The sequence below is a fragment of the uncultured Roseibium sp. genome, assembly GCF_947494555.1.
Classification (GTDB): Bacteria; Pseudomonadota; Alphaproteobacteria; order Rhizobiales; family Stappiaceae; genus Roseibium.
Map to the genome: position 1 here is coordinate 499,630 of NZ_CANLVF010000002.1, position 25,836 is coordinate 525,465.

General features: G+C 56.7%; 10 protein-coding genes. 1 reads left to right on the forward strand and 9 read right to left on the reverse strand.

Going from position 1 to position 25,836, the window contains the following annotated elements; all coding sequences use genetic code 11:
• Nucleotides 1-6 precede the first annotated feature (6 nt).
• The 6 genes from Q0915_RS10855 to Q0915_RS10880 all read right to left on the reverse strand — a co-directional run bounded on the left by Q0915_RS10855 (nt 7) and on the right by Q0915_RS10880 (nt 21,787).
• Entirely contained in the window at nt 7-633 is a 627-nt protein-coding gene (locus Q0915_RS10855) for a VPLPA-CTERM sorting domain-containing protein (protein ID WP_299471229.1), read from the reverse strand.
• 28 nt (nt 634-661) lie between these two features.
• Nucleotides 662-16,903 carry an Ig-like domain-containing protein gene (locus tag Q0915_RS10860; RefSeq protein ID WP_299471232.1) on the reverse strand — a complete coding sequence of 5,414 codons (16,242 nt, stop codon included), beginning with the start codon at nt 16,901-16,903 and terminating at the stop codon, nt 662-664.
• Nucleotides 16,904-17,514: 611 nt separating this feature from the next.
• The gene (gene dusA, locus Q0915_RS10865) at nt 17,515-18,534 is read right to left on the reverse strand and encodes a tRNA dihydrouridine(20/20a) synthase DusA (RefSeq protein ID WP_299471235.1); all 1,020 of its coding nucleotides are present in this window, start codon (nt 18,532-18,534) and stop codon (nt 17,515-17,517) included.
• A 97-nt stretch (nt 18,535-18,631) separates the two neighbouring features.
• Entirely contained in the window at nt 18,632-19,696 is a 1,065-nt protein-coding gene (locus Q0915_RS10870; RefSeq protein WP_299471237.1) for a TRAP transporter substrate-binding protein, read from the reverse strand.
• A 16-nt stretch (nt 19,697-19,712) separates the two neighbouring features.
• On the reverse strand, nt 19,713-21,269 hold the full coding sequence (locus Q0915_RS10875; protein ID WP_299471240.1) for a TRAP transporter large permease subunit: 1,557 nt from the start codon (nt 21,267-21,269) through the stop codon (nt 19,713-19,715).
• Nucleotides 21,266-21,787 carry a TRAP transporter small permease subunit gene (locus tag Q0915_RS10880; protein ID WP_299471243.1) on the reverse strand — a complete coding sequence of 174 codons (522 nt, stop codon included), beginning with the start codon at nt 21,785-21,787 and terminating at the stop codon, nt 21,266-21,268. The genes Q0915_RS10875 and Q0915_RS10880 overlap by 4 nt, the downstream gene beginning before the upstream one ends.
• A 176-nt stretch (nt 21,788-21,963) precedes the next feature.
• Between Q0915_RS10880 and Q0915_RS10885 the strand changes: the two genes are divergently transcribed.
• Nucleotides 21,964-22,839 carry an NHL repeat-containing protein gene (locus Q0915_RS10885; RefSeq protein ID WP_299471246.1) on the forward strand — a complete coding sequence of 292 codons (876 nt, stop codon included), beginning with the start codon at nt 21,964-21,966 and terminating at the stop codon, nt 22,837-22,839.
• A 43-nt stretch (nt 22,840-22,882) separates the two neighbouring features.
• Here the strand turns inward: Q0915_RS10885 and cydX are convergent, their stop codons facing one another.
• From cydX to Q0915_RS10900, 3 genes are read right to left on the reverse strand one after another with little or no spacing between them, the layout of a single operon-like run.
• Nucleotides 22,883-23,008, reverse strand: a complete 126-nt coding sequence (cydX, locus tag Q0915_RS10890; protein ID WP_299471250.1) for a cytochrome bd-I oxidase subunit CydX — start codon at nt 23,006-23,008, stop codon at nt 22,883-22,885.
• A 12-nt stretch (nt 23,009-23,020) separates the two neighbouring features.
• Nucleotides 23,021-24,178 carry a cytochrome d ubiquinol oxidase subunit II gene (cydB, locus tag Q0915_RS10895; protein WP_299471253.1) on the reverse strand — a complete coding sequence of 386 codons (1,158 nt, stop codon included), beginning with the start codon at nt 24,176-24,178 and terminating at the stop codon, nt 23,021-23,023.
• Nucleotides 24,179-24,184: 6 nt separating this feature from the next.
• A complete protein-coding gene (locus tag Q0915_RS10900; protein ID WP_299471255.1) occupies nt 24,185-25,789 on the reverse strand; it encodes a cytochrome ubiquinol oxidase subunit I in 1,605 nt (534 codons plus the stop codon).
• Nucleotides 25,790-25,836 lie beyond the last annotated feature (47 nt).

The following is a 25,836-nucleotide window of genomic DNA, read 5'->3' on the forward strand; positions in this document are numbered from 1 at the left end:
GTGTTGTCAGGCGAGCGTGCGCCTGCGCAGCCATCCAAGACCGACGAGTGCGGTCAGCAGAAGTGGCAGACCGGCCGGTATCGGTATGACCGCCGACGGGGCAACCTTGGCAATGCTCACAGAACCGATGTAAGGGCCGTCAAATCGTACCAACTCGGTGTCCTCCAAATTGTCGAACGGATTGTCACCCAGCATCTCGAACGTGTCGAACGCGATTGTCATCAGAACCTGGCTACCGAATGCACCGGATGCGGATCCGCCGATGACATCGAGCAGAAATTCTATCGTATCCGTTTCATACCCGGCATCCGTTGCAACGCCGGACAGAAACAGACCGTTGTCATCGAAAACGTCGAAACCGCCGGTAAGTGTATTCGCCGGGTCAGTCGGATCGAATCCGATGATGAAATCGACAAAGGCGGCTCCGGTTGGGCTGACCCCATCCGAAGAATCGATATCGGCGCCGAATGTGGCGAGGTCACCGAATGGCGCGTTGTCAAAGTACTCAATCAGAGCAAAGCTCGCATTGAGCGTCGGTGGCTCGGTCGTAAGACCAAGCCCCGCAGCCGATGCGCCTTGAACCCCAAAGGCCAGGCTGATTGTCATAAACACACTTATAACAAGTCTTTTCATTTAAAATTCCCCTGTACGCCCAAACAAGTTAAAGGATATCAGGTCCATTATCGTTGATTATTGTCAGATTGTCAGCAGTCACATTATCTCCGCGTACGTAGATCGCGTCACGATCGCCATCAAGGTAAATGATGGCACCGCCAGAGAAGTTCCGAATAAAGGACACGTCGGCTGCACCCGCTTCAAATACAATCTCATCGACACCGACTTCGTAGTCAAGAATAACGTCACGCTCACGAATACCGTTCAGTGTCTCTTCTCCGAAGATAAACTGATCGGCACCGCCGTCGCCAACCATTCTGTCATACCTGCCGCCGAGTGAGCGGATCGCATCGTCCTGGTCAGTTCCGACAAGATAGTCGCTTGCGGATGTTCCGATGATCTCGTTGGGTCCTCCACCTTCGTTCACATCCGTCACGCTGACAAAGACCAGTTCGGAATCCGTCAGTGTTCCGTCGCTTACCTGCACTTCGACTTCGTAGACGTTGTCGGTATCCGCGTCGCCCGGAGCTTCGAAGTCCGGCGCATTTATAAAGCTGAACGTTCCATCGGACGCCATCTGGAAGAGAGCTGCATCCGCGCCACCCGAGATCGAGAATGTTAGTATGGCATCGTCGACATCTGTAGCTGTTGCAGTTCCAACCGCGGTTGAGTTTTCCGGGATCGAGATCGGACCGATTGCGGCCAGCACAGGCGCATCATTGACGCCAGTGACGGTAACCGTCACATCGTTCTGAACCGTCGCGCCTTGCTGATCCTGCGCCTCGACCGTGATCGTCACATTGCGGGTTTCCCCGTCGTTCAGATCCTGGAAGCCTGTGCCTGGATCGAACGTCAGAGTGGTTCCCAGGATCGATGCGGAGCCTTCCAAAGGTTGGCCCGCCACCGTGTAGGTGAGCGTTGTGCCGTCGTCTTCGCCATCCGCGTCGTCACCGAGCGTGGCAAGATCAAGTGTGACAGCCGGACCATCCTCTGCAGCATTCAACACACCTGCTGCAAGCGTCGGATCGTCGTTGACGCCGGTCACAGTGACCGTCACATCGTTCTGAACCGTGGCTCCACGTTGATCCTCAGCCTCGACCGTGACTGTCACATCGCGGGTTTCCCCCGCGTTCAGGTCCTGGAAGTCTGCTCCTGGATTGAAGGTCAGAGTGGTTCCCAGGATCGATGCGGAACCTTCGGACGGCTGTCCCACCACCGTATAAGTCAGCGTCGTGCCGTCGTCTTCGTTATCCGCGTCGTCACCGAGGGTCGACAAATCGAGCGTTACGGCCGCTCCGTCTTCAACGGCATTCAGGACGCCTGCCCCCAGTGTCGGGTCATCGTTGACGCCCGTCACGGTAACCGTGACAGTTCCTTCACTAGATGATGCTCCATGGCTATCGGTTGCCGTGACGCCGATAATGACACCACGGGTTTCACCTTCATTCAGATCCTGGAAGTCTGCCCCTGGATCGAAGTTCAGGTTAGTTCCGTTGAGCGAGGCCGTACCCTCGCCGGGCAGTGTCGTGACACCGTATGTCAGCGTCGTTCCGTCATCGTCGGTGTCAATGTCGTCGCCGAGCGTTGACAGGTTGAGACTGACAGGCACACCATCCTCAGCCGCATTCATCACGCCGTTGGCAACCGTTGGCGCATCGTTCACACCTGTCACCGTCAGTGTAACATTGGCTGTGCTGAATCCGCCGTTCCCATCGGTAATTGTATAGGTGAAGAACTCAGCGCTGCTGGATCCGACCGCGAGATCTTCAAACGCCCCGTTGGGATCATAATCGAAGGTTCCATCAGAGTTGACCGTCAGGATTGCTCCAGAGTCCAGATTAATCGGCACGCCGACATTTGCCGGATCGCCATCGACTTCGGTCACCGAAAGCGGATCACCGTTGGGATCGGAGTCCGCACCGTTCCCGTTGTCGGCAAAGAGGCTTCCAGACAGTGGGTTGTCTTCGTCCGTTGTCAGATCATCGTTTTGTGCGATCGGCGTACTCGACCCCTGAACGTTGACGGTTACCGTCGCCGTATCAAAACCGCCGTTGCCATCGGTGATCGTATACATGAACTGAGCCGCACCGGTGAAACCTGTCATCGGTGTGAACGTCACGTTGCCGCCCGCAAGCTGCACCGTGCCGCCCGAAACCGCAGTTACACCGGTCACCGCGAGTGGCTGAACGACTTCCGGATCACCGTCGTCGTCATTGCTGAGCAAGGTGCCCGTCGCGATCACAATCGGTGTTTCGAAGCCCGTCGAAATGCCTGCATCGTCATTTGCAACAGGGTCGTCGTTCACCGGGTTCACTGTAATCGTAGCAGTTGCCTGCACGGTTCCGCCGTTACCGTCGCTCACCTCATAAATGAAGCTGTCAGTGCCGTTGAAGTCAGCGTCAGGCGTGTAGTCGAATGACCCGTCTGCGTTCAAATTCAGCGTACCGTTCGAAACGTCTGAAATCAGCTGACTGATTGTAAGTCCGTCGCCGTCGACATCCGAATCGTTGCTCAAGACGCCAGTGCCAACAAGGACATTCAACGAACCGTCTTCGTCGAGCGAATAGGTATCGTCTTGGGCGTCAGGATCATCGTTCACGCCCGCGACCGTCACAACAACGTCGTTTTGTACCGTCGCACCCTGTTGATCCTGCGCTTCGACCGTGATCGTCACGTCGCGGGTTTCACCGACACCGAGGTCCTGGAAATCAGCGCCGGGATCGAAAGTCAGTGTCGTCCCGAGGATGGATGCAGACCCTTCGGACGGCTGTGCCGCCACGGAATAGGCCAGCGTTGTGCCGTCATCTTCACCATCGGCGTCATCACCGAGCGTGGACAGATCCAGCGTCACAGCCGGACCGTCTTCAGCGGCGTTGAGTATACCCGCGCCCAAGGTCGGGTCGTCGTTCACGCCAGTCACGGTCACTGTGACGTCGTTTTGAACTGTCGCACCCTGCTGGTCCTGAGCCTCCACCGTGATCGTCACGTCGCGGGTTTCGCCGGCGTTCAGATCCTGGAAGTCTGCCCCCGGATCGAAGGTCAAGGTCGTACCAAGGATCGATGCGGACCCTTCGGACGGTTGTGCTGCCACGGAATAGGCCAGCGTTGTGCCGTCATCTTCACCATCGGCGTCATCACCGAGCGTGGACAGATCCAGCGTCACAGCCGGACCGTCTTCAGCGGCGTTGAGTATACCCGCGCCCAAGGTCGGGTCGTCGTTCACGCCAGTCACGGTCACTGTGACGTCGTTTTGAACTGTCGCACCCTGCTGGTCCTGAGCCTCCACCGTGATCGTCACATCGCGGGTTTCCCCGGCGTTCAGATCCTGGAAGTCTGCCCCTGGATCAAAGGTCAAGGTCCTACCAAGGATCGATGCGGACCCTTCGGACGGCTGCGCCGCCACGGAATAGGCAAGCGTCGTGCCGTCGTCTTCACCATCGGCGTCATCACCGAGTGTCGACAGATCGAGCATCACAGCCGGACCGTCTTCAGCAGCGTTGAGAACACCTGCGCCCAGTGTCGGATCATCGTTCACACCGGTCACGGTCACCGTGACGTCGTTCTGGACCGTAGCTCCCCGTTGATCCTCAGCTTCGACCGTAACTGTCACATCGCGGGTTTCCCCGGCGTTCAGATCCTGGAAGTCAGCTCCCGGATCAAAGGTCAATGTCGTACCAAGGACCGATGCGGACCCTTCGGCCGGTTGCCCTGCCACGGAATAGGTCAGCGTCGTGCCGTCGTCTTCGCTGTCCGCGTCGTCACCGAGTGTCGACAGATCAAGCATTACCGCCGGACCGTCCTCAACAGCATTGAGAATGCCTGCGCCCAGCGTAGGATCATCATTCACGCCGAGAACCGAAACGGTAACGGTGCCTTCGTTGGAAGATGCCGCGTTGCTGTCCGTTGCGGTCACGCCGATCGTGACGTCACGGGTTTCGCCCTCGTTCAGATCCTGGAAATCCGCGCCGGGATCGAAGTTTAGGTTGGTACCGGTGATTGAAGCTGAACCTTCGCCCGGCTGTGTCGTGATCGCATAGCCGAGTGTGGACCCGTCATCGTCGCTATCGACGTCGTCTCCAAGCGTCGCAAGGTTCAGGTTGACAGGCGCGCCATCTTCGACGGCATTCATTGCACCATTTGCAACCGTTGGATCGTCATTGAGACCCGTGACGGTTACGGTGACAACACCGGTATCGGAACCATTGTTGCTGTCGGTGATCGTGTAACTGAACGTATCCGTCGTCGACCCGCCAACCGCGAGGGACTCAAAGCTTCCGTTCGGATCGTAGTCGAAGGTTCCATTTGCGTTGAGTGTTAGCAATGCGCCGGAAACCAGCGTGATTTGCGAGCCGACGGACGCCATCAGACCATTCACCGCCGTGACGCTGAACGGATCTCCCTCAGGATCAAAGTCGGCACCGTTGCCGTTGTCCAGGAAGACACTTCCGGAAAGCAATGTCGCTTCGTCCGTCGTGACGGAATCGTTCTGCGCAACCGGCGCGTTGGAACCCTGAACAGTGATATTCACCGTCGCAGTTGCCATTCCACCATTCGCATCTGTTATGTCGTAGGTGAACGAGTCGGGGCCCGAATACCCATTGTTCGGGGTATAGGTTACCGTTCCGTCCAGTTCGATGACCGCCGTACCGTTTGAAGGCGTGCTGACGGCCGTTACGGTGAATGTATCACCATTATCGACGTCGAAATCATTGCTTGCCACGTCGATGTTGACCGGCGTGTTCAGCTGAGTGCTGCGCGTATCATCGTTCGCCGTCGGATCATCATTTACGCCGGTGATGGTAATCGTTCCCGTCGCTGACGCGGTGAGGTTCGAGCCGGCCTCTTCAACGACGTATGTGAACGAGATATCACGGGTATCGCCCACATTGAGTTCGTTATACGTGTTGGCCGTATCGAAGCTCAGATCACCATTTGCATCGACCTGCAGAACGCCTCCGCCGGCCACGACGATCGGCGCTCCGACAAGGCCATTATTGCCGTTGATGGACACCACAGTCAGCGCATCGCCTTCCGGATCGATATCCGCCCCGTTTCCGTTGTCGCTGAAGACATTACCCGCAAGCGTACTGTCTTCATCAACCGTGAAGTCGTCATCCTGCGCATTCACATTGTCATCAGCGCCGGAGATAAACGCGGTGACCGTTGCCGTGTCGCTCAGCCCCCCATCGTCAGTGATGGTGTAAGTGAAGCTGTCGGTAGTGTTCTGACCGCTTGCAAGCGATTGGATGCTTGTCGATGTTGTCGGATCATAAACCAGGTCTCCGGTTGCGGAGATGCTGACCGTTGCGCCAGACGCGAGCACAATGGTTGCGCCCGGTGTGTATGCGTTTCCGTCAATCGCGGTAATCGAGAACGGATCGCCGCCCGGATCACTGTCGCCGACAAAGACATTCACGGTGTTGCTAACAGTATCTTCGTCGATCGAGAAGCTTTCGTTGTCCGCGTTTGGCGCTGCGTTATCGACAGTCACCATGAACGAGGTGCTTTCCACCGAGCCGTTCTGATCGTCGATACTCAGGTTTACCGTGTAAGTGCCTTCGCTCTGGTAGAAGTTCACCAGGCTCGGCATTTTCGACGTGGTGGTGAAGTTTACGTCTGGGTCACCCTCGCCGTAATTCACGGTTATCGCGTAAGTGTCGTTGTCCGGATCGCCAATTATGGCCTGGATATTGAGGTTGGAACCTTCTGAAATCGTCTGGTTTCCAATCGGTGCCAGAGCGACAGGATCATTGACCGGCGTGACGGTGATAAACGTCTGCGCGATCGCCGAGGCAAAGCTGGTGCCATCCGAACCAGTCCATCCAAAGTCCGCAGATCCGTTGAAGTCCGCAGGCGGAATATAAACAAGCGCGCCGGCATTGAGCTCGGCAACCGTGACGACCTGACCTGGCGCGACCGGTGAATTGTTGTATTCCAGCGTCCCTGTGGATGGGAGAACGTCAATGCGGATCTCGGCCAGCGCCTGGTTTTCGGCATCCTGGTATCCGGCCTCAAAGGTGGCCGCATCGAAGACAAGGTTCGTGTCTTCCGCCGTGGAGGCATTGATATCCGTCACCACCGGCGCAGAGTTCGAGAACACTTGATAGAACACGCCATCGCTCGACCCGTCCCCGGCCGACGCGCTGGTAACCGATGTCCAGCTGACAACAAATCCGCCATTGTCGAGCGCGGCCACTGACGGCTCGTCCTGAGTGCTGGACGTTTCGGTGTTGACCTGTAATGGACCGTCAATTCGGTTTCCATTGGCCGCATATTGCTGCGCGAAGATGCCCCAACCGCTTCCGTCTGTTCCGTTATTGTCCGCAAAGACAATGACATAACCACCGCTGGACAGCGCAGCTATATCAACCTGACTTTGGGTATTTATACGTTGATCGTTGACGCGGAACTCCTGTCCGATCGGCAGTCCGGCAGCGTCATATTGCTGAGCAAAGACCCCATCCGCCGAGCCGTCCTGACCCGAGCTCTCCCATACGATCACATGACCGCCACCGACAAGGCCGACAATTTTCGGGTTGTCCTGCGAACTGTCTGTGTAGCTGTTGGCCTGGAGTTCGCCACCAACCGCGGTGTAATTGGCAACACTGTCGGCATAGACCTGATAGAAAACACCGTTCGAGTCACCGTCACCCGCCGATCCGGAATTCTGCGATTTCCAGGTGATGGCAAAGCCGCCATTTGCGAACGCTGTAACGCTCGGCTGATCCTGAGTACCGGAGTTCTCGGAGTTGACAAGGAATTCCGCGCCAATCGCCGTGCCATCGGGCTGGTAAACCTGCGCCCAGACATCCCAGCCAGAACCGCCGCCTCCAGTGTTACCGAAACTCGTCCAGGTGACGACATAGTCGCCGTTGGCAAGAACCGTGATGTCCGGTTCGTACTGCGTGGAACTGAAATAGGTGTTGACCTGGGTTTCCGCTCCAGCCGTCGTCCCGTCATCGTTGTAGCGTTGCATGAAGACGCCGGAGCCACTGCCATCGGAACCACTGTCATCACGCCAGGTTACAGCCCAACCGCCTGTATCCAGACCGGTTACACTCGGTTCGTACTGAGAACTCGCAACCGTGGTGTTTACCAGAAATTCCGTTCCAACGGCGTTGCCGTTTGCATCGAACCGCTGGCCGTATACGCCGTAGGTGTTTACCGAGTCCTGATTGTAGCTTCGCCAGACAATGACAAAACCACCGTCAATCAGGTAGGCGACATCGCTCTGAGACTGTTCGTTAATTGTCTCGGTGTTCGCACGCCGTTCACCAAATACCGGTCCCGCGCCATCAATTTCAGAGGTGACATTGATTGTCACGAGGCTTGGATCGCTTACACCGCCATCACCATCGCCGACCTGCACGCGAACCACACGGCTCGCATCGGGATCATCTGACGTATTGCGGTAGGTCAGGTTCTCGACCAACAATTCGACAATTGCGATTGTGGCATTGGCATTCAGCGAGATCTCGAAGGGATCTCCGGCAACACCGGATTCGACTATGGTGCCGACCTGCGTGCCGTTGACGAATACATTGTTCGCTGTAATCGTGATGCCCTGGTCCTGACGCAGCCCGAGATTGTCCTGCGTAAAGTTATCCGGTGCCGATACCTGGTTCTGGTAGCCGCGCGTGCTGATGACGTTGTCGAGACGGATGAAACCGCCATCGAAATCCGCGCTATCACTATCCGAAAGCGCTACCGCATTGTTCGCATCGAGCAGTTGCGGCCCGATGTTCAGCTGATTTTCAAGATAGGTGACAGTTTCATTGACACCTTGCAGGATTGGGCGTCCGACCAGGTTGAAGTTCGCCGGATCGCCGAGGATCTGGCTGAAGACCCCATTGGAAGACCCGTCCCCTGCCGATGCACTTGTGGTCGACGTCCAGCTTACAATGACGGATCCGTCAGCCAGAAGATCGACAGATGGTTGGTTCTGTGTCGATGACGTCTCGGTATTGACGGTGATTTGCCCGTCAACACGATTACCATTGGCGTCGAACTGCTGCGCCATGATCCCCTGACCAGAGCCATCAACACCGGTCGTATCCCGGAAGACAACAACAAAACCGCCGTCTGGTGTTCCGACAATCTCGGCGTTATCCTGAGAATTCGTAACAATCTCATTCACAAGGAATGGCTGCGTGGTTGCAACACCGGTGTTCGTGAAGAGTTGCGCATAGGTGCCATTGGCAGAGCCGTCACGACCGCCCGTATCCGTCCAGGACACAACGAAGCCGCCACCTGCAAGCGAGGTGATGTTCGGCTGTAGCTGCGAGCCCGAGAACGAGCTTGTCAGGTTTATTTCGCTCGTTGCGAAGCTGTTGGTCCCGTTGACAATCCGCAGAACGATGTCGGATGTGCTCGAATCTTCCCAGACAACGGCATAGTTTCCGTTGTTGAGGCCGACAACATCAGGCTGATCCTGCGTGCCGGACGCATTCGTGTTGATCGTGAATTCAGTGCCCTGGGCAACTCCGGCATTGTCGTAGAACCGGCCCTGGATCTCAGAACCAGTGGAACTGTACCAAACCGCCATGAAGCCGTTGGCCTGCCCTGCAGCCAGTTCTATCTGGGTGTCGGAGCTTGATGTGGAATCATTTATGCGGAACTCTGATCCGAGCGGTGTGCCATCGGCCGCAAACCTTTGCGCAAAGACGCCGGAGCCGTCGCCAACACCAACACCTTGCCATGCGACAACAAAACTGCCATCAGCCATACCGATCGCCGAAGATGTGTTCTGCGTGCCGGCAAATGTTGTATTCACCTGGAATTCCGACCCAACCGGCTGACCGTTCGCGTCATAACGCTGGCCGAAAATACCGGTGTCGTTTGTCCCAGGATTATCCTGGTTGGACGATTGCCACACAACGACATGGCCACCACCCGCCAAACCGGCAACATCGGAGGTATCCTGTACTCCTGCTGTAAAGCTGTTGACCTGTTTTTCCGTGTCGACTTTTTCAAACCCATCCAGTTCGGGCGTGATTGAGATCGTGAACGTCTGATGTTCGCTGACGCCGCCATCGCCGTCAGAAAGCGTTACCTCAACCTCACGCGTATCCTGCGGATCATTGGAGGGGTTGCGGTAGTTGAGACCGTTCAAAAGGGTCTCGACTCGTTCCGGAGTTGCATTGGCGTTCAAAAGAACTTGCAAGCCGTTGCCCGACTGGCCATCGGCCTCGAGCGTTCCGATTGACACACCACCAACACTGACCGAGCTTCCGGCTATGAGGATTCCCGTTCCGGCAAAGGTCATGATGTCCTGAGTGAGGTCATCAGGTGCGTTGAACTGCTCTGCGGCGGCATAGTCGCGCACGATGTGAACCATCAGACGGCCGCCATCAAGATCAGCGCTATCCAGATCCGCAATAGCGACCGAGCCCGTCGCAAAGATCTGCGTAAAGCCGGCATTCAACGTTGCTTCGTCCAGTGTAACGTCAACAAGCCCGTTGACATACGGATCATCACTTGTCGTCTGTGCGGCTGTACCGTAGAGGCGGATGAAAACGCCTTGGTCGCTGCCATCTCCGGCGGAACCGGAAGTGTTTGAATCCCAGGCAACTACAACGCGCCCGTCGCTGAGCGTGGTTGCGGCCGGGTGATCCTGAGTGGATAAAAATTCCTCGTTAACGCGGAAACTTCCGTCGACCCGGTTCCCGGACGCGTCATAGCGCTGCGCGAAAATGTCAGTCCCGCCGCCCAGACGGCTTGAACCATCATTCCAGGTAACCAGCCAGCCGCCATCTGCGGTTCCGGTCACATCAGGCTGTCCCTGGGTCGAGCCGATGTAGTCGCTCACCTGCTCTTCGCCGCCAACCGGCGACCCGCTCGCGTCATAGCGCTGCATGAACACGCCATCGCCGCTTGCGTCCGGCGCCTGCCACACAATGACAAAGCCGCCATCGGTCAATGACGCAATAGCAGGCGTATCCTGTGCGCCTGTGGTCGTTGTGTTCACCACAACTTCCGACCCTTGCGGCACACCGACATCGTCGAAACGCTGGAATGCGACGCCCCAGCTGTTTCCGTCGACCCCATTACTTTGCCAGACAGCGACGAAACCGCCCCCTGTCAGTCCGACAACGTCGACATTTGACTGGGTGCTGCTTGTGAAAGTGTTGAGGACGATGTCGGATCCGGAAATCGGCGTCCCATCGGCCTGGAAGACACGGCCGATCACACCCTGCCCACTGCCGTCACCAGCTCCTGCGGAGGTTTCCGAGCCCCATGTTACGACAAAGTTGCCATTTGCAAGCGCAGCTACACTTGGATTGTACTGCGAGGAGCTGGTCTGAAGGTTCAACTGGAACTCGGTCCCACCGACGCCATTGGCATCGAAGATCCGCGCATGGACATCCTGTCCAGAGCTTCCCGGGCCTTCCCAAACGGTGACCCAGCCACCGCCTGTCAGACCAGCGACATCCGCCTGATCCTGTTGGCCGTTGGTGAATTGGTTGACCAGAACTTCAGGACCGATTGGTTCTCCAGCAGCCGTATAGCGCTGCTGATAGACACCATAGTCAAACCCGTTAGAGCTGTCCTGATTGTAGCTTTCCCACGTGACGACAAATCCGCCATCGGACAGCTCGGTTAAAGTTGCAAAATATTGCGTGCTCGTTGTAAACGCGTTGACCTGCATTTCGCCGCCGAGGGCAACAGTCGTTCCATCCGTTTCGGGAGTGATTGACAGGTCAAAGTCGCGATCGCCCGTGGTTGCGTTTGCGGCATCGGTCACGCGCACATCGAAACGCACAATCGACGCGGGACCATCCGAATTGTTGGTGTAACGGAAGGCCTCGATCAGTGCGTCGACTGCATTCTGCGTCGCTGCCGCAACGAGATTGATCCGAAGATCGGCACCGTTCTGTCCGTCAAGCGTGCCATCGACCGTACCGATCACGACGCCCTGGTACGAGATGTCGTTTCCGCTAACCCCAATCTGATTGAGACCGGTCCCGTCATTTGTAACCGATAGTGTCTCGAAATTTGATCCACTACGGCTCGTTGGCGCATTCCTGTATCCAAGATCTACGAAACCGCCATCAAAACCGTTTACAAGCGTGTAGTCGAAATCAACAGCCGGATCGAGACGGATTCCTGCTTCGACTTCGCTTTCGGTCGCCTGCAGATGGTCAACATCGGTAAGGAAAATGCCAGCTGCGGCTGCGCTGCCCTCGATGTCGATCCGAATACTGTCGCCTTCGCTCAAGCCACCGTCGCCGTCCGATACCCGAACACTGACCTGCCGCTCAGAACCCGCAACCGGGTTGGTCGAGCTGTAACCGATCTGCTCCAGGAGGAAGCGGACATTCGCCGCATTGGCATTTGCATTGAGATTGATGACGAAGTCGTTGCCGTTTACACCATCGTCAATGGCATCGATCGTGCCGATAATGGTGCCGTCGTAAAGTACATCCGATCCGGATGTCGTGATTCCCTTGCCGGAAATGACGCTGAGCTGGTCGTCTGTCGTGGAGCGGTAGCTCAAATGCTTCAACTCAACGGAACCGCCGTCAAAGTCAGCACTGTCGAAATCGGACAATTGCAGGCCATTATCGATGATCTGCGGCGTTCCGATTGTGGCGACGTCAAAGTCAACGACCACCGCGAGATTTTCGACATCTGGGACAAAGTTAGCCGGCTGCAGCGTGCCCGCCTCGCCCAAAACTCTCGTGAATACGCCAGAGCCGCTGCCGTCGCCGGCTGGAGCAGAATTGGCAGACGTCCAGACGGCCGCGATACCAGTGTCTGTTCCGTCGGTTATTTCGACGATCTGAACTTCGTTCTGCGTGCTGGTAATTTCGTCGTTGATCAGAACAGGGCCGTCCAGGCGCGAACCATCTGGATTGAACTGCTGCAGGAAAACGCCCACGCCAGAACCGTCCGAGCCGCTTGAATCATCGTAAGCAATAGCGAAACCGCCGTTGGACAGTCCGACGACATCGCGAATCTGCTGTGTGCTGGACACCTGTTCGTTGACCAGGAACTCACTCCCGATCGGTGTCGCATCGGCAGCAAACAGCTGCGCCATTACCGACACGCCGCTGCCGTCAATGCCGGTATCATCATACCAGGCCACAACGAAGCGGCCATCGCTCAGATAGTCGACCTTGGGCAGATACTGTCCGCCATTTGTGGTGGTATTTACGAGGAACTCGGGCCCGACAAGCGTCCCGCTGCTGTCTATGCGTTGACCATAGACGCCGAAACTTGCCCCGTCCTGAGCGCTCTGATCTTCCCAGACCACAACGACATTGCCCGCAGAATCCACCGAAACGTCAGAATTGCGTTGCGTTCCGGCTGTGACCGTCGTGTTGACAGTGAATTCTGATCCCTGAGAAACGCCGGTTCCGTTGAAATACTGACCGCGAATATCCCAGGTATTGGAGTCTCCGTTGAAAGAGGACCACGTGACGAGGAAACCGCCTGGGACAGCGGTTACAGCCGGTTGATCCTGTGTCGAGAAGACGACGGTTTCAACCATGAACTCGGCTGTGCGAACACTGCCGTCGTCATTGTGTACTTGCGCCTTGATGTAGCCGGACGAATTGGTCGAATCCTGCCACACTACGACGTAGCCACCACCGTCGGCGGCGCCAATGCCCGCGACCTGAGGATCGTTCTGGTTGCCTGCGGTCAGCGAATTCACCTGGAATTCGTCACCAATTGCCTGTCCGGACGCGTCAAATCGCTGTGCAAAGATACCGTTGTCGAACGTGCCGGCGTCCTGGTCAGTAGAGACCCAGACCGAGACATAACCACCAGACGCCAGTGCTCCGACATCGGGCGCGTTTTGCGTGCTGTCCTCGAAGCTGTTGACCTGGCTCTCCGCGAAGAGCGGCATGATCGCGTTGGCTTCGGCTTCTTCATTGACCAGAACCTGCACATTGACCGGCGTCGCAGCGCCTCCGTCTCCGTCAGTCAGCGTAATGCGGAATATCCGGCCGGGGATCGGGTCATCCGACGGGTTTGAGTAGGTGACCTGTTCAAGAAGAGCCTCGACTGCATCGGGAGTTGCGCTGCTGTTGAGATTCAATGTCAACGCAGCTCCATTGGACCCATCGGACACAATGGTCCCGATGACTGTTCCGCCGAAGGTCACATTCGCCCCGGAGACGCCGATTTCGCCCGCACCTGTCCCCTGGTTATTGATACCAAGATTGTCCTGGGTTTCGTTGTCTGGCGCATTGAAAAGCGTCTGTGTGGCAATTGCACCGGTCCGGGAAATGCTCAGCAACCCGCCGTCAAAATCCGCACTGTCGCTGTCGGCAACATGTGCGCTTGCAAACAGATGCTGCGGAGCTGAGTTCACATCGGATTCGTCGAAATTAACGACTGACTGTGCAATGGACAGAACCGGATTGTTCTGCGCTCCCGTGTAATTCGCAGGATCGCCGACAATCTGCATGACAATACCCGGACCGGATCCGTCACGGCCGGAATCATCACGCCAGGCGATTACCGTGTCGCCGTTGTTCAGTGTTGCGATCGTACTTTGGTACTGACTGCCAGACCGGTCCTGGTTGACGAGGATTTCTCCGTCAACGCGGTTGCCGGACGCATCGTAGTGCTGAATGATGATATTGTAGGAGCCGTCATAAATTGACGCTGTTGTTTCGAATGCAACCGCAAAGCCACCACCCGGCAAGCCCGTGACAACAGGCTGGTCCTGAGTACCCTGCGTCACTTCGTTGACAAGAAACTGTCCTCCGACAGCAGTCCCCGTGGCGTCGTAAATCTGGCCGTATACGCCAGAACCGCTTGAATCCAGACCGCTCTGATCGGTCCAGACGATGACATACCCGCCGCCGTCAAGCGCCGCGATCTCGGGCCACCTTTGCGCACCTGTTTCGGAGGTGTTGACCCGGATCTCCGCCGATACCGGCGTGCCGTCGGCGGCATAAACTCGTGTTGCAATCTCATAGGTGCCTGTTCCACCCTGATCGAACGTTTCCCACGTTAGAGCAAAGCCTCCTCCAGAAAGCGCAACGATCTCGGGATTTCCCTGTGTCGAAGGCAGGAAAGTATTCGCAACGATTTCGCTACCGACCTTTGCGCCTGAAGCATCGAACCGTTGAACGGTAACATCGAAAGTCGTCTGTCCAGAAAACGTGTGGAATTGGCTCCAGGCAATTGCAAAACTGCCATCAGCGAAGGTTGCCACACTCGGTTCCCACTGCGTCGAAAACGGCGTCGCAGGAACCGAAATTTCACTGCCCACCGGTTGCGAGTTGGCGTCGAAAACCTGCGCCTTTACGTACAATATCCCAGGGTCGCCCTGGTCGTACCAGGTCGCAATAAATCCGCCGGCGTTCGCTCCGCCGGTGATCCCCGCGACATCGACCTGCTGCTGGCTGCCAAGGACTTGGGTGTTGACGATGAACTCGTTCCCGGACGGGACGCCGTTGGCGCTGTATCTTTGACCAAAAATTCCGTATGTGTTGCCATTCAAAGTGTCCTGGGAGAACGATTCCCAAAGGACCACCCAGCCACCATCAGAAAGCGCAGCAACTGCTGGCTCCTGTTGCGTGGAATTGAAGAAAGTGTTGACGTCGATATCGTTCGCATAGATCGGACGTGGTGCGTCGTCCTCGGGAATAACCGTTACGGCGACGGTCACAGGATCCGAGGCGCTGCCGTCACCATCCTCCAGCAGAAGCGCAAGTTGCACGTTTTCAGCCGGGTCATCTGACGGGTTTTCGTATGTCAGGTTTTCTGCAACTGCTTCAACTGCCTGCCGGTCCGCGTTGGCATTGAAGGTCACCACAAATGGAGCACTGTTGGTTCCGTCGGACGTGATCGTCCCGATCAGAACACCACCAAAGGTAACGTCGGTCCCGGAAACACCGACCTGCCCTGCCCCGGTTCCCTGATCGCGAAGTCCAAGGATATCGTCATCCAGACCTGCCGCCATATTGAACTGGTTCTGGTCGTTCGTTGCCGTGATACGCGTGACGCTTAGACGACCACCATCAAAGTCTGCCGGCCCGGATACCGCTACCGCGCCGGACGCATCGAGGATCTGCGGGCCCGACTGCAGCTGGGCCTCCGTGAACGTGATTGCCGTATCGAACGCCTCCAGGATCGGCGACGCCGGTGCCATGATGTTGGAATTGTCCAGTTCCAGGAAGCGCTGATAGACTGAACGGCCGCTGCCGTCGCCGTTCGCGGCGGGGTAGTCCCATCCGACAACAATCCCCCCGTTCGCGAGAGCGATCACATCCGGACGGCGAGGATCGGTGCCGGTGCCATCATCGTTGATGATGATGTCATCGGTAAGCGGTGTGCCTGTTGCATCGAAATGACGGCCAACGATGTCAAAAGTGGAACCGTTCGGGGTTCCGTAGCCGTACCAGGTTACAAAAAATCCTCCGTCCGGTGTTGCGGTTACAGCCGGTTCCCACTGCCAGTTGGCAGTGGTCTGATTGACAAGGAATTCGCTGCCGACATCCGCACCCGAAGCGTCGTAAATCTGAGCATATACGCCGCCTGAACTACCGTCCGAACCGTTGTAATCGGTCCAGACAACCACAAAGCCGCCGCCGTCCAATGCGACGACATCTTGCTCGGTTTGCTGGCCGGCTGTCGTGCTGTTGACCTGGAACTCCGTGCCTTGGGGCGTACCGCTTGCGTCGTAGCGCTGAGCGAAAATACCGCTGCTGGAGCCGTCCGCACCGGAATCGTCACGCCAGACGATCACAAACCCGCCGTCGTTCAATGCTGCAATTTCCGGAGACGCCTGGGTGCTTGGCGTTGTGGTGTTGACCTCGATTTCCGCTCCTTGAGGCACACCGGATGGGTCAAAGCGTTGAGCGCGAATGTCGTATGTAAACGTTTCGTCGTTGAAGGAAGCCCAGGTGACGACGTAGCCACCGCCGGTCAGGCCGGTAACTTCGGGCTCGTTTTGCGTCGAATAAACCTCGGTGTTCGCCTGGAACTCGCTCCCGGTGGGCTGGCCGTTTGCGTCGAATTTGCGCGCGAAAATCGTAATTCCATTCTGCGCTTGCCATGTAACGACGAAGCCACCATCGGCGGTGCCCGCCACGCCACCGATCGTCTGGCTGCCGACTGTTTCCTCTTCGATGAAAAAGGGTAGCCCGACCCGTTCTCCGAAATCATTGTACAGTTGCGCGACAAGGCCATCACCAGATCCGTTCTGGCTTGCCGATTGCCACACTGTGACGTACCCACCGCCGGCAAGCGCCGCCATGTGCGTGTTGTCCTGATCACCAGATGTGTAGATATTTACCTGTACTTCTTCGGAAACAAAGCCAACCATTGCAGCCCCCATAAAATCGAAAACTTGTAAATGAAACGAGCAGGCAATATCCGCCCGTTCACTACTTAAGTGGGTAAGTAGTGTTGATCGTTCGTGTAATGACGCTCAAAGGTATCCCTGCATTCCAAAAATCAGTGTCTCAAACGCGGGATGTCGTCCGAGAACTCATATTTCCAACGTATAAAATCAAATTTCCAATTAGAGATACCCCTTCTACCCTAACGTTATCCTATGCCAGCAAAAATGCATTGTTAACCCTCTATTTACGAAAAAACTGCAGATCCAGCACCGATAGAACGATTTTCGATGTACTTTCGATGAAGCTAGACTCACCATAACTCATTGTATTCATGTATTTTTTTAACACTTATACAAACTTGCATTTTTGCAATCACAAATCAGACACTATTTTGACCAGACGGCCAGAAAATATCAGAAAAATTGAAATCCTTTACAGTGACACAACCTCAGGTCATTGTTTCGGGTTGTTGAATCTCATGCAGATGTTCACGTCACAAGCCGGAATCAGGCGTTTCCTGACGCCATTGACTCGCATATCCGGCTCCTTTTTGCAGCTGGATCGTCTAAGTATTAATTAAAATTCAAGTTGATTATTCAGCCGCTTCCGCAGAGGGAGTTTCAGGTGACACGGCAGCAAGCGCACGTTTGACAACCTCCAACCCGGCGCTTGGCTTGATCGCGTCGACGGTGAGGATTCGTCGCCAGCTTCGTGCACCGGGGCGGCCATGAAACAGTCCCAACATATGCCGCGTCATATGAGCGAGTTTGACGCCCTTGCGGAGCTGATCTTCCAAGTAGGTCATGTGGGCATTGACCGCTTGCCAGGGCGCAACCTCGCCCTCACCCTCACCGTAGAACCGATGGTCGACATCGCCCAAAATCTGAGGCGTTTGATAGGCGGCACGGCCAAACATCAATCCATCAAGTACTTCGAGGAAAGGTTTTGCCTGGTCGAGTGTCTGCAGTCCGCCATTCAAACCGATGAACTTATCCGGGAAACGGTCTTTCAGCCGCACCACGCGATTATAGTCCAAAGGTGGAATGTCCCGGTTCTCCTTTGGGCTGAGCCCCTTGAGCCAAGCCTTGCGCGCATGCACCCAAAGCGCGTCCGAACCTGCGCCAAAAACAGCGTCAGCCATCCGATCAAGAGCCTCTTCCGGATCCTGGTCGTCCACGCCGATCCGACACTTGACTGTCACCGGAATGTCGACGGCATCTTTCATGGCCGAAACACAGGCTGCCACCAGTGCCGGCTCCTGCATCAGGCACGCTCCGAAACGGCCTGACTGCACCCGATCTGACGGACATCCGACATTGATATTGACTTCGTCATATCCAAAGTCAGCCACGATCCTTGCAGACGCTGCCATGTCCTTCGGGTCGGAACCTCCAAGCTGGCAGGCAATCGGATGCTCCAGATCGGAAAACCCGAGCAAGTGTTCCCGGTCTCCGTGAATAACGGCACCTGTCGTCACCATCTCGGTATAGAGGAGCGCATGGCGCGACAACTGCCGGTGAAATGCGCGGCAGTGCCTGTCGGTCCACTCCATCATCGGCGCAACGGAAAAGCGTGGCTGATGGCTGGAATAAAGGCGGTCGGGTGTCGTCATGGGCGCCTAGATATCATCAGCGGGCCCTGGACGCAAAAGGTGCGGTGGCATGGCTGCTCCAGCGGACCTGCATGGCAAATCCGCTGGATCGCGAAGGCTAGACCCGTTGCGTGAACGTTGCGGCCTTCACCTCGATTGCGTAATCCTTTGCGAGCGTCAGAAACGCGTCATAGCTTTTCTGAACCTCAGCGAATGTCGGGTTGGCTTCAGCGTTTTCCGTCATGACCTCTGCAACAGCGGTTTTCAGGGCCGCAAGTACGTCCTCCGGGAATGCGGCAAAGGTGACGCCGTCCGCCTTCAGTTTCTGCATTGCGACCGCGTTGAAATAGTCGAATTGCGCGGTGGTTTCCACGGACGTTGCCTCTGCAGCATTGGCGATCACTGCCTGCAGATGTGCCGGCAGTCCTTCGAATGCTTCCTTGTTGACGACGATTTCAAGCGCAGCCGAGGGTTCGTGGAAGGCCGGTACATAGCAATACTTGGCGACCTTTTGCAGACCGAAGGCCATGTCCAGCATCGGACCGACCCACTCGGCGGCATCGATCGCGCCGGACTGGAATGCCGGGAAGATTTCCGGTGGTGGAAGCAGGACCGCATTGACACCCAATTTGCGCATCGCCTCGCCGCCGAGACCAGCGATCCGCATATTCAGACCAGCAAGATCGTTCAGGCTTTCGATAGGCTTCTTGAACCAGCCTGCTGCCTGAACACCGGAACTGCCGGAATAAAACGGCTTCAATCCCCGCTCGGCATAGATCCCGTCCCAGAGTTCCTGACCGCCCCCGTAACGAAGCCACGCTGTTGTTTCGACAGCCGTCATGCCGAAAGGCACGGCGGAGAAAAAGTGAAGCGCGGAGTTCTTGGACGCGGCGTAATAAGGCGTCGAATGGCCGATTTCCGCCGTTCCCTGTTCCACCGCGTCTTCCACGCCAAAGGGCGGCACCAGTTCGCCGCCTGAAAAGACCTTGAGCGTAAGCTGTCCGTCGGACATGGCCGCGACACGTTCGGCAAACGAGGTCACATTCGTGCCGACGCCAGGAGCCTTGGCAGGAAAAGATGTCGGCAGTTTCCATTCGACCTTGCCCTGCGCAATGGCAGGCGCTGCCAAAACCGTCGCGGGGGCTGCAACCGCCCCAGCCTTCAGGAATTCCCGTCTTTTCATGTCAAAGCTCCTCTGATCAAAACAAAACTCCGGGCAGCCAGGTCGCAAGAGCCGGAAACAAAGCGACCAGGGCAAGCGCCAACAACTGGATTGCCACGAAGGGTATCACGGCGACGTAGATCTGTGTCGTTGCAATCTCCTGCGGGGCCACGGACCGGAAGTAAAAAAGTGCAAAGCCAAAAGGCGGCGTTAGAAACGACGTCTGAAGGTTCAGGGCGATCAGAACCGCGAACCAGACGGGACTGATGTCTGTCTGCAGAATGATCGGTCCGACAATCGGAACCACGATGAAGATGATTTCGACGAACTCGAGAATGAACCCGAGCAGAAAAATGACCAGCATCGTCAGCAACAGCATGCCATAAGCGCCGCCCGGCAAGGACTGGAGCAACTCAGCAACATGCTCGTCGCCGTCAAAGCCCCGAAAGACAAGCGACAAAATGCTGGCGGCAATTACAATGCCGAAGATCATACCGGTGATCGTGACCGTTTCACGCAGTGCGGACGCAAGGATACCGACACGCACGAGCGATGAAGACACTGCGAGCATCAGGCCCAGCGTTCCGGCGGTTGCGGCAACGGAAAGCGCGGACTTCGCTGTCCAGCTGATACGGCCGCCGTCGAAATCAAGACCTAGAAACCCGGTCTGTCGCAGGATCAGGAGCACAAACGCCAAAACGGCACAGGCAAGAGCGGAGTGGGAAATGCGCCGTCCTTGCCCCGCAGCGGCAATCAGCAATGCACCCGCTACTCCAACGCTGGCCGCTTCGGTAGGAGTGGCAACGCCGATCAGGATACTGCCCAGGACGGCCACAATCAGGCCGAGCGTCGGCGCTATGGCCGTTGCAAGCTGCCGTCCAGTGACTGCCTCCTGTCCCGATGCCTGCTTTGCGCCCTCTCCGTTTCGGCTGAGCCTGAAGACGACGAAACCTGCGTAGAGCGAAACCAGCAGTAACCCAGGCAGCAAGGCCCCTGCAAAAAGATCACCGACTGTCACCGGATCGGGCGCAAAATTTCCGGCTTCCTGCTGTGCTTCGAAATAGGCATTGGAGATCTGGTCTCCCAGGAGAATCAGCACGATCGAGGGGGGAATGATTTGCCCCAGCGTACCGCTTGCACAGATCAGTCCACTGCTCATGTGCTTGTCGACACCGGCCTTCAGGAGCGCAGGGAGCATAATTGAACCCAGCATGACAATGGTCGCGCCAATGATCCCCGTCGAGGCCGCGATCAGGGCACTTACAAGAACGACCGATAGTGCAAGCGCTGACTGATTGCCGCCCAGCGCCGCACTCAGGCTCTTGAGCATTCGCTCCGCCTGTTGCGATTTTTCCAGGAGCAGGCCCATCAGCACAAACAGGGGCACCGCCAGAAGGAGCGGGTTTGTCATGATGCCGAATATCCGTTGCGGAACGGCCTGGAAGAAGACGAGGTCAAAATCGCCGAAAGATGCCGCCAGGAGAGCAACGAGGGTGGGCGCACCCGCGATGGCCAGCAACACGGGGACGCCGGACAAGATGCAGGCGAAGACCGCGAGCGCCATCACAAGAAGCCAGACGATCTCGATGCTCATGATGCCTTCCGCCGAAAGAACCCGATCACCCGCGCAAGGGTCAGCAAGATGACCAGCACCGGCAGGATCAGCAGAAAAGTTTTGACGAGGAAAAGGCCGGGTAGACCTCCCGTTTCGGGGGACCCTTCCAAGATCACCCAGGAACTGCGCACCAATGGGTAGGCCATCCACATCATGATGACAAAGACGGGCAGTGCCAGCACCATGTCGCCCAGCCAGTCAATCCTGCGATTGGTTTCATCGGAAAGTCTCTGCCGGAAAACATCGACGCGTACATGCCTGTCCGCTTCGAACGACACGGCAACGGAAAGGGCCACAAGCGATGCGAACGCATAGTTGACGGCGTCCTGGATTTCCAGAAAACCGAAGCCCAGAAGATACCGCATCAGAACCATCGACAGCTGGCCGAGAAAGACGATCACCGCGAGGATCATGCAGATCCGCCTTACCCCTGAAAACACCACCCGTATCAAAAGCACACTTCCTGCCAAATGCCGTTCTTCGAGCAGCGTCGCCATTGCGCGCACCCTGCCGGGCGCTTCAACTTATTCAGCCCCCAGGGCTTTGTATACTCACAACCGGCTCGCGGCGTCCAAACGTTTCGACATTGACCGGCAAGTTGACCGATTCCCGCTTTCACAGCACGATACCCATTCGCTCGACGACCCTTTTCTTACCGAAAGGGAGACCATCGATGAGGATCGGCATCGGAGTATTCGTTCTTGCATGTCTTACCTTTGCGACCGCACTCGCCGAGGACGGCCCTGCCCCATTTGCTTCGTTCGACAAAGCGGGGCCCGAAGAGCTGAACGATCCGCATGACCTTGCATTTGGACCTGATGGGCGCCTTTATGTCGCCGACAAGTTCGGGCACAGGATCGCAGTTGTCGATCCGGACACGCTCGAAGTTGTGGAAAGCCTGAGTGCCGGAAAATTGCCCGGTGCGCATGACATTTCGTTCGGTCCGGAAGGAGAAGTCGCGGTCGCTGTGACCGGACTTGGCAGCGTCTTCGTTTTCAGCAGTGTCGAAACGCTTGATATCGCGCCGCGCACGATGCTGGCCGCTCCTGGAACCGAAGGCGCCCTCGCCCACAGCAACGGGCGTATTTATGCCATGGCAGGCGGCACCGGTCTTCTGATCGCTTATGAAAACGGAGGGGCGGTCGCAAGCGTGGGTTCGCATCCTGGTGCACATGATGTCGCAGAAGGTCCGGACGGATCCGTCTGGGTGGCCGACAACTTCAACCGGCGTCTGGTGCGCTATTCACCGGATCTTGAAAAACTGCAAACGGTCGAGGGTCCGCAGTTCGGCTTTTACGGGCCCCGCTATCTGGACATCGATGGTTTCGGCAGGCTCGTCGTCGCGGATCAGGACGCGCATCGGATCCTTTTGATTGACCCGGATGTGGATGGAGGCGCCGTTCTTCTGGGTGTTCTGGGCACAGGAAAGCCAGGAAAAGGTCCCAATCTCTTCGACGATCCCGAGGGCGTCGCCATCCGCGGCAACGACTATTACTTCTCCGACAGCGACAATAACAGGATTGTCCGCTATACGGTCGCCATCAACTGACCCGATGGGACATGACCGGGGAATTCGCCGGCCAAAACCTCAATCACGTGCGATGAATGCGCTGCTGTTCGTTGCGCTCGTCGTCGGAGCGCAATTCTAGCCACATGGCGTTCAGAATCGCCAGGCAACATGCCAGAGGCATTCCGAGGATCCAGGCAAAATACCACATGAAAATGTCTCCTCAGTAGGCCGTATGGTTGTCGCGCTCGATGGTCTCTTCGTCCACCTTGCCCCATAGCACCCTGTAAACCCAGGCCGTATAGACCAGAATGATTGGCAGGAAAATCACGGTTGCCACCAGCATATTGAACAAGGTCCGGTGGGTCGATGAGGCGTCCCAGACTGTCAAACTTGCTTCAGGCTGCACCGACGACGGCAGGATGAAAGGAAACATCGAAATGCCGACGGTCGCGATAATTCCGACAATTGCCGACTTCGAGAACGCGAAAATTGGCATCTCCATCCGGGTCTGCAGCAGGATGAGCGTTCCCAGCATCCCGAGGAAGCCCAAACCCGGTACGATCCAAAGAAGCGGGTAAGCGCTATAGTTCGCCATCCATGCGCCATCTTCGATCACCGCTTCCTTGGCGAGCGGATTTGCCTGCATGTTTGGATCGACCTCATTGGTAATCCGGAAGCCGTCGACATATCCGCTGGCCACCAGGTATCCCCCGAGTGCAAAAAGAACAATCCCGAAAAGTGCGGCGAAGGTCCCGATCCTGCGCGCCCTTCGCGCAATGTCTCCCGATGCGCGCATGACAAGCCAGACGCATCCATGCATGACGAGCATTGCGACGGAGAGCAGCCCGCACAGCAGAGAGAACGGCGAGAACAGTCCGAAGAACGAACCTTCATAGGTCATGCGCAGATCGTTATCGAGAGAATACGGCACACCCAGCAGGACATTGCCGACGGCAACGCCGAACACCAGTGCAGGCACAAACGAGCCAATAAAAAGTGCCCAGTCCCAGGTGTTCCGCCAGGACGGGTCGGGCCTCTTTGACCTATACTTGAAGGCTACGGGCCGCAGGATCATGGCAGCGAGCACCACAAACATCGCGAGGTAAAATCCGGAAAAGCTGATCGCATAGAGTGGCGGCCAGGCGGCGAAGATCGCGCCGCCACCCAGGATAAACCAGACCTGGTTTCCTTCCCAGGTCGGACCGATCGTGTTGATCACGATCCGCCGTTCGATATCCGTTTCGGCGATGAAGGGCAGCATTGTTCCTACCCCCATGTCGAAGCCGTCGGTCACGGCGAAACCGATCAGGAGCACGCCGAGCAGCACCCACCAGATCACCTTAAGTGTCGAATAGTCGATCATTTCATAAAGGATCATCTCTGGTCACTCCGCAGGGACAGGGGCTGCACCGGAAACCGGTCTTGTTTCTGCAGGCGGCAGCGCATCGGCCGTCTCGCCGTCTTCGGGACCAATCCTGATATACTTGATCATCAACGTGACTTCGATCACCAGAAGTGTGCTGTAGAGAATGACGAACCCAGCAAGCGTCAGGAGGACTTCCGTAACCGACAGGCTGGATACGGCCGCCGATGTCGGCAGCATACTCTCGATGATCCACGGCTGACGTCCATACTCGGCGACGAACCAACCCATTTCGCAGGCAATCCAGGGCAACGGGATCGACCAAACCGCGACATGCAGCAGCCAACGGCGTTTTTCACGCAGCACATCGAGCTTGCCTGTGGACGAGTAGTAGAAGAACACGGTCGTCAGGAGGATGAAGAAGAAACCGCAGGCGACCATGATCCGGAAGGCATAGAACATCGGGAAAACGTTCGGAACAGTTGACCAGGCAGCTTCCTCGATCTGCGCCGTCGTCGCCTCCATCGGATTGTCCGTGTAGGGAAGCAGGAGGTAGGCATAGCCGAGGGAATTCGCGTTGTAGCGGAAGGTCTCGCGCACCTCCTCAGTAACAGTGTCCGGGTTCTCGCGGATTTTCTGCAGCGCATCCCATGCGATTGCACCTTGCCGGATCCGATCCTTTGAACGGTCCACCAGTTCATTGATGCCCGGAATGACGGTATCCAGCGAACGGGTCGCAATCAGGCCCATCACATACGGAACCTCGATCGCGAAGATGTTTTCGCGCTTTTCCATGTCCGGCCAGGCAACCACATTGAATGCAGCCGGCGCCGGCTCCGTGTGCCACATGGCCTCGATCGTGGCGAGTTTCATCTTCTGGTTCAGGTTGGCTTCGTACCCGCTTTCATCACCGAGGACGACGACGGAAAGCGCTGACGCAAAGCCGAATGCGGATGCAATCGCCATGGATCGTTTGGCGATCTGCAGATGCCGGCCCTGAAGCATGTACCAGGCGGAAATACCCAGCATGAAGAGGGCTGCAGTCACATAACCCGCTGAAACCGTGTGGACAAACTTGGCTTGCGCGACCGGATTGAACAGGACATCGAAGAAACTGTTGACTTCCATGCGCATGGTTTCCGGATTGAACTCGGCGCCGACCGGATTTTGCATCCAGCCATTGGCAATCAGGATCCAGAGAGCGGAGAAATTCGTGCCAATCGCCACCGCCCACGTGGCCGCCAGATGTTGCCTTTTAGAGAGCTTGTCCCAACCGAAGAAAAAGAGCCCGACAAAAGTCGCCTCCATGAAGAACGCCATAAGGCCTTCAATGGCGAGCGGCGCACCGAAGACATCGCCGACATACTGGCTGAAATACGCCCAGTTCATACCGAACTGGAATTCCATCGTCAGACCGGTGGCAACTCCCAGCACGAAGTTGATCCCGAACAACGTCCCCCAGAACTTGACCATGCGCTTCCAGATCTCGCGCCCGGTCATCACATAAACCGTCTCCATCGTCGCGAGCAAAATGGACAAGCCGATGGTCAAGGGCACAAACAGGAAGTGGTAGAGCGCTGTCATGGCAAATTGCAGCCGGGACAGGTCAACGACGCTTAGTTCCATCGTATTCCCCCTTTTCAAGCCGACATTGGCTTGAGCATCTGGTCAGG

Excerpts from the sequence above, each read along its gene's own strand:
- Q0915_RS10870 (WP_299471237.1), bottom strand. The coding sequence starts at position 19,696 with ATGAAAAGACGGGAATTCCTGAAGGCTGGGGCGGTTGCAGCCCCCGCG.
- cydX (WP_299471250.1), bottom strand. The coding sequence starts at position 23,008 with ATGTGGTATTTTGCCTGGATCCTCGGAATGCCTCTGGCATGTTGCCTG.
- Q0915_RS10860 (WP_299471232.1), bottom strand. The coding sequence starts at position 16,903 with ATGGTTGGCTTTGTTTCCGAAGAAGTACAGGTAAATATCTACACATCT.
- cydB (WP_299471253.1), bottom strand. The coding sequence starts at position 24,178 with ATGATCCTTTATGAAATGATCGACTATTCGACACTTAAGGTGATCTGG.
- Q0915_RS10875 (WP_299471240.1), bottom strand. The coding sequence starts at position 21,269 with ATGAGCATCGAGATCGTCTGGCTTCTTGTGATGGCGCTCGCGGTCTTC.
- dusA (WP_299471235.1), bottom strand. The coding sequence starts at position 18,534 with ATGACGACACCCGACCGCCTTTATTCCAGCCATCAGCCACGCTTTTCC.
- Q0915_RS10855 (WP_299471229.1), bottom strand. The coding sequence starts at position 633 with ATGAAAAGACTTGTTATAAGTGTGTTTATGACAATCAGCCTGGCCTTT.
- Q0915_RS10880 (WP_299471243.1), bottom strand. The coding sequence starts at position 21,787 with ATGGCGACGCTGCTCGAAGAACGGCATTTGGCAGGAAGTGTGCTTTTG.
- Q0915_RS10900 (WP_299471255.1), bottom strand. The coding sequence starts at position 25,789 with ATGGAACTAAGCGTCGTTGACCTGTCCCGGCTGCAATTTGCCATGACA.
- Q0915_RS10885 (WP_299471246.1), top strand. The coding sequence starts at position 21,964 with ATGAGGATCGGCATCGGAGTATTCGTTCTTGCATGTCTTACCTTTGCG.